The 11,621-nt window shown below is 69.8% G+C and carries 11 protein-coding genes and 1 riboswitch; of the genes, 1 reads left to right on the top strand and 10 read right to left on the bottom strand.

From position 1 onward, the window contains the following. Nucleotides 1-123: 123 nt before the first annotated feature. Complete coding sequence (locus G6032_RS02505; RefSeq protein ID WP_165280550.1) at nucleotides 124-1,029, bottom strand: M23 family metallopeptidase; 906 nt, start codon at nucleotides 1,027-1,029, stop codon at nucleotides 124-126. 90 nt (nucleotides 1,030-1,119) lie between these two features. Continuing rightward, nucleotides 1,120-1,219: riboswitch (cyclic di-GMP riboswitch) on the bottom strand. Between the two features lie 83 nt (nucleotides 1,220-1,302). On the opposite strand from G6032_RS02505, the gene G6032_RS02500 reads away from it, so the two are divergent. Then, nucleotides 1,303-1,572 (top strand): DciA family protein, encoded by a 270-nt coding sequence (locus G6032_RS02500; RefSeq protein ID WP_165280549.1) that lies wholly within the window; start codon nucleotides 1,303-1,305, stop codon nucleotides 1,570-1,572. Between the two features lie 49 nt (nucleotides 1,573-1,621). Here the strand turns inward: G6032_RS02500 and lpxC are convergent, their stop codons facing one another. The 9 genes from lpxC to ftsW all read right to left on the bottom strand — a co-directional run bounded on the left by lpxC (nucleotide 1,622) and on the right by ftsW (nucleotide 11,618). Beyond that, on the bottom strand, nucleotides 1,622-2,527 hold the full coding sequence (gene lpxC / locus G6032_RS02495) for a UDP-3-O-acyl-N-acetylglucosamine deacetylase (protein ID WP_165280548.1): 906 nt from the start codon (nucleotides 2,525-2,527) through the stop codon (nucleotides 1,622-1,624). 219 nt (nucleotides 2,528-2,746) lie between these two features. Continuing rightward, the gene (gene ftsZ, locus G6032_RS02490; protein ID WP_165280547.1) at nucleotides 2,747-3,955 is read right to left on the bottom strand and encodes a cell division protein FtsZ; all 1,209 of its coding nucleotides are present in this window, start codon (nucleotides 3,953-3,955) and stop codon (nucleotides 2,747-2,749) included. Nucleotides 3,956-3,994: 39 nt separating this feature from the next. Continuing rightward, nucleotides 3,995-5,230: a cell division protein FtsA gene (ftsA, locus tag G6032_RS02485; protein WP_165280546.1), complete on the bottom strand. Its 1,236-nt coding sequence runs from the start codon at nucleotides 5,228-5,230 to the stop codon at nucleotides 3,995-3,997. After that, nucleotides 5,223-6,032: a cell division protein FtsQ/DivIB gene (locus tag G6032_RS02480; RefSeq protein WP_165280545.1), complete on the bottom strand. Its 810-nt coding sequence runs from the start codon at nucleotides 6,030-6,032 to the stop codon at nucleotides 5,223-5,225. Before G6032_RS02480 ends, ftsA begins: the two co-directional genes overlap by 8 nt. Further along, nucleotides 6,016-6,984, bottom strand: coding sequence for a D-alanine--D-alanine ligase (locus tag G6032_RS02475; RefSeq protein WP_165280544.1), 969 nt, complete (start codon nucleotides 6,982-6,984; stop codon nucleotides 6,016-6,018). The genes G6032_RS02480 and G6032_RS02475 overlap by 17 nt, the downstream gene beginning before the upstream one ends. Further along, nucleotides 6,981-7,958, bottom strand: a complete 978-nt coding sequence (murB, locus tag G6032_RS02470; RefSeq protein WP_165280599.1) for a UDP-N-acetylmuramate dehydrogenase — start codon at nucleotides 7,956-7,958, stop codon at nucleotides 6,981-6,983. The genes G6032_RS02475 and murB overlap by 4 nt, the downstream gene beginning before the upstream one ends. Further along, nucleotides 7,958-9,370 carry a UDP-N-acetylmuramate--L-alanine ligase gene (gene murC, locus G6032_RS02465; protein WP_240901893.1) on the bottom strand — a complete coding sequence of 471 codons (1,413 nt, stop codon included), beginning with the start codon at nucleotides 9,368-9,370 and terminating at the stop codon, nucleotides 7,958-7,960. Before murC ends, murB begins: the two co-directional genes overlap by 1 nt. Then, nucleotides 9,367-10,464 carry an undecaprenyldiphospho-muramoylpentapeptide beta-N-acetylglucosaminyltransferase gene (murG, locus tag G6032_RS02460; RefSeq protein WP_165280543.1) on the bottom strand — a complete coding sequence of 366 codons (1,098 nt, stop codon included), beginning with the start codon at nucleotides 10,462-10,464 and terminating at the stop codon, nucleotides 9,367-9,369. Before murG ends, murC begins: the two co-directional genes overlap by 4 nt. Further along, nucleotides 10,461-11,618 (bottom strand): putative lipid II flippase FtsW, encoded by a 1,158-nt coding sequence (gene ftsW / locus G6032_RS02455; protein ID WP_240901891.1) that lies wholly within the window; start codon nucleotides 11,616-11,618, stop codon nucleotides 10,461-10,463. Before ftsW ends, murG begins: the two co-directional genes overlap by 4 nt. Between the last annotated feature and the right edge of the window lie 3 nt (nucleotides 11,619-11,621).

Raw genomic sequence — 11,621 nt, 5'->3', positions numbered from 1 at the left:
AAAAGATTCTGTGGCTGGCGGCGACGGGCGCCGCCGACGCTCAAAGACCGCGTATTTTACGGCCTCGAGCCCAAGGGGGAAACTGCCGGCCGCCGAAACCGCGCGCGTCGGCGCCTCGCGGCGTCACTTCAGGTACTGGCGCGGATTGACGTGCCGGCCGTTCTCGATCACTTCCAGGTGAACGTGGGGCGCGGTCGAGCGGCCGGTCGAACCCACCAGGGCGATCACCTCGCCCTTCTTCACGGCGTCGCCGACCGTCACCAGGTTTTCGGTGTTATGGCCGTAGCGGGTGACGAGGCCGTTGCCGTGATCGATCTCGATCAGGTAACCGTAGTTGGCGCGCTTGCCGGAGAAAGTGACGACGCCCGCGGCGATCGCCAGCACGTCACTGCCCGCCGGGCTGACGAAATCGAGCCCGCTGTGGAAGGCGCGCTTGCCGGTGAACGGATCGGTGCGATAGCCGTAGCCCGAAGAGGTCCAGCCGCCGCGAATGGGACGCCCCTCGAGGCGGACTTCATCGTTGAGGCGGCGGTTGAACAGCAGCGCCTCGAGTACGTCGAGCTGGCGGGTGCGATCCGCGATCTGGTACTCGAGCTCGTCGAGCAGCACGGAGATCTCGCCGGAGCGCAGCGAGGCCGCGTCCTCGACCGGGTCGGGCCCGCCCTGCGGCGGCATGGAGCCGAAATTGAACTCGCCGTCCTCGAGATCCGCCATGGTCACGAGGCGCTGCCCGAGGGCGTCCAGGCGGGTGATGTGGGCGGACAGCTGGCCGAGGCGGATGGCCAGCGCGTCGAGATTGCGTCCGGACTGGTCGCGGATGGCGGCGAGTTCGTCCTGCTGGGCCTCGAGGGTGGCGCGCAGCTCGGCGATGATCGCCGGCTCTTCTTCGGGCTGGGAAATGCGGCCGGCCAGGAGGCCCGCCACGAACACGAGCGCGAGAACAGCCAGGGAAACCAGCAGCACGGGTCGCGGGCTCAGGGGAACCTGGCGGGTGCGTCCGGTGCGGGAAGTGAATACCAGCAGGTTCACGACCGCCTCCCGGGGGACGGGACGACAGGCAACGGGCGTCCGGCGAACCGGTTTCGGCCAGGTATGTTGCTGGTTTTTCGTTCAGTCATGCTCGGCAGCTCCGCTGTCGCCAGTCCGGCCCACCAGGACCGGAAACCTCAGACCGGTGGCTTTGCGCCGGCGCCTCTCGACGCCTTTGCCTTTTACAAGCTTAGCCACTATGCCGCAAAATCACCGCTCACTCAACTCGGGGAAAACCACATCACTCGCGGAGAACCCAAGCAGCTCAAGGACTTGCTGGCCGGAAACGACCTGTCGCAGCTCGTCCTGAGGGCCCGGGAGGCGGGCGAGCTCGATGCCCGCGTGCGTACCCTGTTGCCGGATGAACTGGCGGCCCACGTCACCGGCGCCGTCCTGCACGAGCATACCGTCGTGATCCTGGCCGACAGCGCCGCCTGGGCGACCCGCATTCGTTTTCATGCCCCGGAGCTCGTCGCGCGCCTCGCGCCGCGTTACGACGGCGCCGTGACCCGCGTGCACGTCAAGGTCCGGCCGACGCGCTGAGCTGCGGCGATCGAGGTCCGGCCCGCCCGCCGAGCCGCGGCGATCAGGCTCAGGCCGCGGCGGCGGCAAAGCTCAAGGGCGCGTCGCGCTCGTCCGCATAGGTCACTTCTTCCCAGGCGGATTCGTTGCGCACCAGTTCGCGCAGCAACTGGTTGTTCAGGCCGTGCCCGGACTTGTAGCCGCTGAACTCGCCGATGATGCTGTGACCGAGCAGGTAGAGGTCGCCGATGGCGTCGAGAATCTTGTGGCGCACGAACTCGTTCTCGTAGCGCAGCCCGTCGTCGTTGAGGATCCGGTAGTCGTCGAGCACGATGGCGTTGTCGAGGCTGCCGCCGCGACCGAGGTTCATCGAGCGCAGGAACTCCATGTCGCGCATGAAGCCGAAGGTGCGCGCGCGGCTGATCTCGCGGAGAAACGAGGTCGTGCCGAAGTCCATCGAGGCAGTCTGGGCATGGCGCTTGAACACCGGGTGATCGAATTCGATCTCGAAATTGACCTTGAAGCCGTCGAAGGGGGTGAAACGCGCCCACTTGTCGCCCTCGTGGACCTCCACCGGCCGGCGGATGCGGATGAAACGCTTGGCGGCGGACTGTTCCGCGATCCCGGCGGACTGGATCAGGAACACGAACGGCCCGGCGCTGCCATCCATGATCGGCACTTCCGTCGCGGACAGTTCGACCGTCGCGTTGTCGATGCCGAGGCCGGCGAAAGCCGACATCAGGTGCTCGACCGTGGCCACGCGCACGCCGTCCTGCACGAGGGTCGTCCCGAGGGTGGTCTCGCCGACCAGCATGCCGTCCGCGCGAATCTGCGGGGCCGGGTCCAGGTCGCTGCGGCGAAACACGATGCCGGAATTGACCGGGGCCGGTCCCAGCGTCATGAGGACTTTCTCGCCGGTGTGCAGGCCGACGCCCGTCGCCCGGATAGTGTTTTTCAGGGTCCGCTGTTTCAGCATCACGCCTCTCCGTGTCGCGCCCGGCCCGGCCGGAGCGCCGGGGCCGCTACGGCCCCGTCGTGTTCGGTGCGCCCACATGAAAGGAGCGTAAGGCAGCCAGCCGTTACGCTTCTCAGGGCAAACTAACGAGACAAGGTAACATAATTTTCACAAAATGCTAAAACGGACGCCTCCCGGGGGAGGAAGAGCGGGGCTCCCCCGGGAGGCATCGTACCGGTCTCAGTCGGCCTGGCGGCGCAGGAAAGCCGGGATATCGAGCATCTCGGGGTCGGCCCGGTAGTCGAAGCTCTGGCCGACGGCCCGCTTCGGCGCCTCGACTTCCTGCTCTTCGACCTCCTCGGCACGCCGCCTCACCACCGGCGGCGCGTCCAGCTCGTTGTAGTTCACGGGTCCGATGCCGACGCCCTGCCGCACACGCGGCTGGCGGCGGGTGCTGCTGGCCACGCGCAACTCGGGTTCGCGCTGGCGCACCACCCCGCCGAGCCCCGTGGCGACGACCGTGACGCGCACCTCGCCCTCCATGGACGGATCGATGACCGTACCGATCACCACCGTGGCGTCGTCGGAGGCCCTTTCCTTGACCACGTTGCCGACCTCGTCGAACTCACCGATCGACAGGTCCATCCCCGCCGTGACGTTCACCAGGATGCCCTTGGCACCCTCGAGGTTGATGTCCTCCAGCAGCGGGCTGGAAATCGCCGCTTCGGCGGCCTCGCGCGCCCGGTCCTCGCCGGTGCCGCGCCCCGTGCCCATCATCGCCATGCCCATCTCGGACATCACGGTGCGCACGTCGGCGAAGTCGACGTTGATCAGGCCGGGCCGGGTGATCAGCTCGGCGATACCCTGCACCGCCCCCTGCAGCACCTGGTTGGCCGACTTGAAGGCGTCCAGCAGCGTGGTCTGCTTGCCCAGCACCGTGAGCAGCTTCTGGTTCGGGATCGTGATCAGCGAGTCCACGTACTTGGACAACTCGGTGATGCCGTTCTCCGCGATGTCCAGGCGCTTGCGGCCCTCCATGCCGAAGGGCTTGGTCACGACCGCCACCGTCAGGATGCCGAGCTCCTTGGCCACCTGCGCGACGATCGGCGCCGCGCCCGTGCCGGTGCCGCCGCCCATGCCCGCCGTGATGAACAGCATGTCGCTGCCCTCGATGGCTTCCTGGATGCGATCGCGATCCTCCATCGCCGCCTGGCGCCCGAGGTCCGGGTTCGCCCCCGCGCCAAGCCCCTTGGTGATGTTGCAGCCGATCTGGATCGCGGACTTCACCCGCGAGTTCTTCAGCGCCTGCGAGTCCGTGTTGGCGCAGATGAACTCCACGCCGTCGATGCCGCATTCCATCATGTAGGACACGGCGTTGCCGCCGCCTCCGCCCACGCCGATCACCTTGATGATCGCGTTCGTGTTGTATCCGTCTACCAGTTCGAACATTACCGCTCTCCTCGGGGATGAACCCCGCCCCTGTGTTACTTAGAAATTGCCCTGGAACCACGCTTTCATGCGGGCCCAGACGTCCTTGATTCCGCCGCTCATCGGCGACTCTCCTTGCTTGTGCTGCATCTCGTGCAGCGCGTACTTCAACAGCCCGACGCCGGTCGCGTGGATCGGGTTGCGCACCACGTCGGCCAGCCCGGTCACGCCGTGCGGCACGCCGAGGCGCACCGGCAGGTGGAACACTTCCTCCGCCAGCTCGATGGCGCCTTCCATCTTCGAACTGCCGCCGGTGAGCACCACGCCGGCCGCGATCATGTCGTCGAAGCCGCTGCGCGCGACCTCGTTGCGGATCAGCGTGAACAGCTCCTCGTAGCGAGGCTCGACGATCTCGGCCAGCGTCTGGCGCGCGAGGCGCCGCGGCGGCCGGTCGCCCACGCTCGGCACCTCGATGGTCTCGTCCGGGTTCGCCAGCTGCGACAGCGCGCAGGCATAGCGGATCTTGATTTCCTCGGCGTACTGCGTCGGCGTGCGCATGGACACCGCGATGTCGTTGGTCACCTGGTCGCCGGCGATCGGGATCACCGCCGTGTGGCGGATCGCGCCGCCGGAGAACACCGCGATGTCGGTGGTGCCGCCGCCGATGTCCACCAGGCAGACGCCGAGTTCTTTCTCGTCCTCGGACAGCACCGCGTGGCTGGAGGCGAGCTGTTCGAGCACGATATCCACGACGGTCAGGCCGCAGCGCTGCACGCACTTGATGATGTTCTGCGCGGCGGACTCGGCGCCGGTGACCATGTGCACCTTCGCCTCGAGGCGCACGCCCGACATGCCGATCGGCTCGCGGATCCCTTCCTGGTGATCGATGAGGAATTCCTGCGGGATGATGTGCAGGATCTTCTGGTCGGCCGGAATGGCCACCGCCCGCGCGGCGTCGATCACCCGGTCCACGTCGCCCGGCGTCACTTCGCGCTCGCGGATGGCGACGATGCCGTGCGAGTTGAGGCTGCGCACGTGGCTCCCCGCGATCCCCGCGTAGACCTCGGAGATCTCGCAGCCGGCCATCAGCTCGGCCTCCTCCACCGCGCGCTGGATCGACAGCACGGTGGACTCGATATTGACCACCACGCCCTTCTTCAGCCCGCGCGAGGGGTGACTGCCGATGCCGATGATCTCCAGCCCGCCTTCCTCCATGAGTTCACCGACGATCGCGACCACCTTGGAGGTGCCGATATCCAGTCCGACGATCGTTTCCCTGGCGTTGCGCTTAGCCATCGTGCGTAGGTCCCTCGCTGCTTGCGGCCGCGGCGCCGCGCTCGCGCCAGCCGACGGCGAAGCCGCGGCTGTAGCGCAGGTCCACGTAGCCGACTTCGGCCACCCGGGGTGTGAGCAATGGCGCGGCCACGCGGGCGAAGCGCCGCAATCGTGTCTCGAAGGACTGCCGTCCGAGGCGCAGCTCCACACCGTTGCTCAGCTCGATGCGCCATGAGCCGCGCTCGTCCAGCTCCAGCACCCGCAGCCGGAAGCCGGTCGCGGCCAGCGTCGCCCGGGCATCGAGATATTTCCGCGCCACACTGGCCTCGCTGCCCTCCGGCCCGGAGAGGCGCGGCAATTCCGCCGGGACATGCCGCGCGTCCTGCACGAACAGCTCGCCGCGTGTGTTCAGCAGGCCGCTGTCGCCCCAGCGCGCCGCGGGGGCCTGTTCGATGACGGTGATCTCGATTTCCGCCGGCCAGCGACGGCGCACGATCGCGTCGTCCACCCAGTCGATGGCGACGATCTGTTCGCGCAACTGCTCGAGCCGCACGCCGAGGAACCCTGCCGTGCGCAGGCTGCCGACCGCCGCTTCGACCTGCAGCACGCTGACCCGCTCGAACGGTCCGTGCACGGTCACCGCGCGGATGGGACGGTCCAGCAACAGCGCCAGGCCCCAGGTCCCGGCCACGAGCGCGGCCGCGATAACGGTGCCGCCTGCGAGCCGGCGCCACGGCCACGCGGGCAGGGCCGGCCACCGCCACTCGAAACGGGGCCTGGCGGTGCGCCGGGACCGGCGGGTGGACTTAGCCGCGCGTGCCATGCGTCCCCTCCCCGGCCGTCGCCCGGCCAAAACTGGTTTCCAGCACGCGCCAGGCCAGTTCGTCGAAATCGATACCGGCCTGCCGCGCGCCCATCGGCACGAGGCTGTGGCTGGTCATGCCCGGGATCGTGTTGACCTCCAGGAATCGCGGCACGCCGTCGGCCGGCAGCAGGAAATCGACGCGACCCCAGCCGCTCGCGCCGACGGCTTCGAACGCCAGCCGCGCGAGTCGCGCGAAATCCGCTTCGCGCGCCGGATCGAGCCCGCAGGGGCAGTGGTAACGCGTCTCGTCGGAGAAGTACTTCGCCTCGTAGTCGTAGAAGGCGCGCGGCGTCTCGATGCGCACGGCCGGCAGCGTGTCTCCCTGCAGCACGCCCACCGAGTATTCCTCGCCCGACACCCACTCCTCGACCAGCACCGGGCCCGCCCAACGATTTGCCTCGGCCCATGCCGCAGGCAGCCGGGCGGCTTCCGTCACCTTGCTCATGCCGACGCTCGACCCCTCGCCGGCCGGCTTGACGATCAACGGCAGGCCGAATTCCGCCACCACGGAGGCCGCTTCGTCGGCCGCGCGCATCACCCGCCAGCGCGGCGTGGCGAGCGCCCAGGCGACGAACAGCTGCTTGCTGCGCAGCTTGTCCATCGCCAGCGACGAGCCGAGCACGCCGCTGCCGGTGTAGGGCATGCCGAGGGTCTCGAGCGCGCCCTGCATCAGGCCGTCCTCGCCGCCGCGGCCGTGCAGCGCAATCCAGGCGCGATCGAAACCGCCGCTCAAGAGCGGCTCGAGGCCCGACGCGGGATCGACCCCCTCGGCATCCACGCCGCGTCTGCGCAACGCGGCGAGCACCGCCTCGCCGGTGAGCAGCGAGATCTCGCGCTCCGCGGAGGTCCCGCCCAGCAGGACGGCGACGCGCCCGAAGTCCGCGGCTGCGGTAACCGGGACCCGGCTCATGACGAGCCCTCCCCGGACGCGCCGATCTTGCCGGCCGCGGCGCGCGGCGCGGCAGGCGTGCCGGGCGCATCGGTCGCGGGTTCGCCGATCACGCGCACCTCGGTCTCGAGCCGCACGCCATGCAGCCGCTCCACCTCGGCGGCGACATGCGCCATCAGCCGTTCGATATCGGCGGCGGTGGCCGTCCCGGTGTTGATGATGAAGTTGGCATGCTTGGGCGACACCTCGGCGCCGCCGATGCGACAGCCCTTCAACCCCGCGGCCTCGATCAGCCGCGCGGCATGGTCGCCGGGCGGGTTGGTGAACACGGAACCGCAGCTCGGCTCGCCGATCGGCTGGGTGGCCTTGCGCTTCACCAGCAGTTCGCGGATGGAGGCCTGGGTGGTCGGGCGCCCCGCGGGGAATGCGAGCTCCGCGGCGATGAACCATTCGCCGGCCGGCCCCTGCACGCTGCGATAACCGGTCGCGTACTCGTCGCGTGCCCGCCGGCGGCGGACCCCGGCACGATCCAGCGTCTCCACGGCCACCACGTAGTCCCAGGTCTCGCCGCCGAATGCGCCGGCGTTCATCGCCAGGGCGCCGCCGAGCGTCCCCGGGATGCCGGCGAAAAACTCCCCGGCGCCGAGCCCCCAGCGCGCGCAGCTGCGCGCGATCTTCGCGCAGGGCACGCCCGCCTCCGCGCGAATCCCCCGTTCCCCGGAGCGCGCCATTCCGGACAACACGCCGTGCGTGCCGATCACGACGCCGCGCACCCCGCCGTCGCGCACCAGCAGGTTGCTGCCGAGGCCGACCAGGTGAACGGGCGTGGCAGGATCGAGCGCGGCAAGAAAGGCCGCCAGGTCGTCGAGGTCGGCGGGACGGAACCAGGTGTCGGCCGGTCCGCCCACCCGCCAGGACGTGTGCCGGGACATCGGCTCGCCATGGCGCAGCTCGCCGCGTGGCGCATGGGGCGGTGGCGTGCGCAACACGGCCATCACGACGAGGCTCCCGGCGGCAGCTGCTCCGGCAGCCGCGCTGCAACCGCGCCGATGCTGCCGGCGCCGAAGGTCACCAGCAGGTCATCCGCGCGAAGCACCCCGACCAGCGCCTCGGGAAGGTCTTCGACCCGCTCGACGAACACCGGCTCGACCTTGCCGCGCGAGCGGATCGCGCGGGCCAGCGCCCGGCCGTCGGCATTCGACACCGGATCCTCGCCCGCGGCATAGACCTCGCAGAGCAACAGCGCGTCGGTGCCGGAGAGCACGCGCGCAAAGTCATCCATGAGGTCGCGGGTGCGGCTGTAGCGATGCGGCTGGAAAGCCACGACGACGCGGCGACCCGGCCAGGCGCCGTGGATCGCTTCGAGCGTCTTCTCGAGCTCGGTCGGATGGTGACCGTAATCGTCCACCAGCAGGGCCGTGCCCTCGCCCGCAGCGATCTCGCCGAGTTCCTGCATGCGCCGGTCGATCCCCCCGAAGCCGGCGAGCGCGCGCAGCAACGCGGCGTCCTCGACCTCCAGCTCCTGGGCCACCGCGATCGCCGCGAGCGCATTCTGCGCGTTGTGCCGCCCGGCGAGCTTGAGCTCGACCTCCAGCGGCGCGGCCCCGCCCGGACGCGTCACGGTGAAACGCGACACGCGGCCTTCCTGGCGAAAATTCGTGGCGCGCAGATCGGCGCGCTCATCGAAGCCGTAAGTCAGCACGGCGCGCGGCACACGCGCCAGCAGCGAGGCCGCACCGGGGTCGTCCACGCACACGATGGCCAGGCCGTAGAACGGCAGGTTGTGCAGGAAATCCACGAAGGTCTGGTGGAGCTGCTCGAGGTCGCCGCCGTAGGTCGCCATGTGGTCGGCCTCGACGTTGGTCACCACGGCGAGCATGGGTTGCAGGTGGACGAAGGAGGCATCGCTCTCGTCGGCCTCGGCGACGAGGAAACGGCCGGCGCCGAGGCGCGCGTGCGTGTTGGCGCTGTTCAGCCGGCCGCCGATGACGAAGGTCGGGTCGAAGCCCGCCTCGGCGAGGACGCTCGCGACCAGGCTCGTGGTCGTGGTCTTGCCGTGGGTTCCCGCGACCGCGATCCCGTAACGGAAGCGCATCAGCTCGGCGAGCATCTCGGCGCGTTTCACCACCGGGATGCGGCGCTCTTGGGCCGCCGTGACCTCGGGGTTGTCGGCGGATACCGCGCTGGACACCACCACGACGTCCACGTTCTCCAGGTGCGCCGCACTGTGGCCGATCATCACGCGCGCGCCGAGCGAAGCCAGGCGCTCCACGACCGGGCCGGACTTCAGGTCCGAACCCTGCACGTCGTAGCCGAGGTTGAGCAGCACCTCGGCGATGCCGCCCATGCCCGAGCCGCCGATGCCGACGAAATGGATACGATTGACGCGGCGCATGCGGTTTTTCATCGCGCCTCCTCCGCGGCCAGCCCGCCGACGTCGAGCAATACCCGCTCGATGGTGCTGAGCGCCTCGGTACGCGCCGCGCCGCGTGCGCGCCGCGCCATGTCCAGGCGCCGCCCGCGGTCGCCCAAGAGGCCCGCCAGCACATGCGAGAGACGGTCGGGATCGAGCTGGGACTCCGGCACCAGCACCGCGGCGCCGGCCGCCACCAGGTAGCCGCCGTTCAGGGTCTGGTGGTCGTCCACCGCGGCCGGGAACGGCACGAGGACGGCGGGGACGCCGGCCGCCGCCAGCTCGGAAACGGTCAGCGCACCCGAACGACAGATCGCGAGATCGGCCCAGCCATAGGCCGCCGCCATGTCGTCGATGAACTCGCTCACCTCCGCGGCGACCCCGAAACGTGCATAGGCTGCGCGAGCGACCTCCAGCGTGTTGCGCCCCGCCTGGTGGCGGACCAGCGGGCGCTGCTCTTCCGGCAGGTGCGCGAGCGCTTCGGGCACGGTCTGGTTCAGGGCCAGGGCCCCCTGGCTGCCACCCAGCACCAGCAGGTGCACGGGCCCCGTGCGGTCCGCGAGGCGCCGGTCCGGACCGGGCAGCGCGGCGATCGACGCGCGCACCGGGTTACCGACGACCATGCTCGAGACCCCGCCGGGGAACGCGCCGGGAAACGCGGCGAGGACGCGACTCGAGAGGCGCGCGAGGATCTGGTTGGTGGTCCCGGCGATCGCATTCTGCTCGTGGATCACCAGCGGCCGGCGCGTCAGCCAGGCGGCGACTCCCCCCGGACCCGCCGCGTAGCCGCCCATGCCGAGCACCACGGCCGGCTTGACGCGCAACATGATGCGCAAGGCCTGCGCCACCGCCAGCAGGATGCGGAACGGCGCGGCGAGCCGCGTGAGGAGATTCTTGCCGCGCAGGCCGGCGATGGCGATCCACTCGACCCGGATCCCCGCCTCCGGCACCACGCGCGCCTCGAGCCCGAGACGGGTGCCCATCCACACCACTTCGATGCCGCGCGCCCGCAAGGCGTCGGCCACGGCCAGCGCCGGGAACACGTGTCCGCCCGTGCCGCCCGCCATGATCAGCACCCGGCCGCTCATGACCTGGACCGCCGCTTGCGGCGTCCGGCATAGCCGTCCGCCTGGAGTTCGTAATGGATGCGCAGCAGCAGGCCGATGGCTGCCCCGGTGACCAGCAGGCTGCTGCCGCCGTAGCTGACCAGGGGCAATGTCAGCCCCTTGGTCGGCAGCAGGCCCATGTTCACCGCCATGTTGATGAAGGCCTGCAGGCCGATCCAGGTGCCGATGCCGAAGGCCAGGCACGCCGCGAACACGCGTTCCGCGGCCGCCGCGGCCGCGCTGATGGCATAGGCGCGCACCACCAGCACCGCAAACAGCGCCACGATCAGGAACACGCCGACGAGGCCGAACTCCTCGGCGAACACCGCGAACACGAAGTCGGTGTGCGCCTCCGGCAGGTAGAACAGTTTCTGCACGCTGCCGCCCAGCCCGACACCCAGCCATTCGCCGCGGGCGATCGCGATGAGCGACTGGGTGAGCTGGAAGCCGGAATTCCACGGATCCGCCCACGGATCCAGGAAGGCCGTCAACCGACGCATGCGGTACTCGGAGGTGAGCACCAGCAGCGCGAGCGATGTGAAGCCCGCCACCCCGATGAGCATCAGGTAACCGAAGCGCATGCCGCCTACGAACAACACGCCGATCGCGGTGGCGAACAGCACGGCCGTGGCGCCGAAATCCGGCTGCAGCATGAGCAGCACGCCCGCCAGCGTCACCACCGCCATCGGGAACAGCAGCCCCTTGAGACCGGACTCGAGCGCGCCGCGACGCCGCGCCACGTAGCCGCACAGGTACATCAACAGCAACAGCCGTGCGGGCTCCGAGGCCTGCAGGTTGAGCGGCCCGATGCGCAACCAGCGCGTGGCGCCGTTGACCTCGTGGCCGATGCCGGGCAGCAGCACGACGACCAGCAGCAGCATCCCCAGCGCCAGCAGGAGCGGCGAGCCCTGCTCCCAGGCGCGCATCGGCACCAGCATGCAGAAGGCCGCGACGCACAGGCCGAGCGCGAGATAGATCGACTGGCGCACGAGGAAATAGAACGGCTGGCCGTGCACCTGGTCGGCCATCGTGATCGAGGCGGACGCCACCATCACCACGCCGAGCAGGGCGAGGACCAGCGCGCTGCCCGCCAGCCAGGGATCGGTGCGCAGCCCCGGGGGCGCGGCATGTGTCATGAC

The sequence above is a fragment of the Wenzhouxiangella sp. XN24 genome (genome assembly GCF_011064545.1).
Lineage (GTDB): Bacteria > Pseudomonadota > Gammaproteobacteria > Steroidobacterales > XN24 > XN24.
This window is presented reverse-complemented; position numbering and strand designations above follow the sequence as displayed.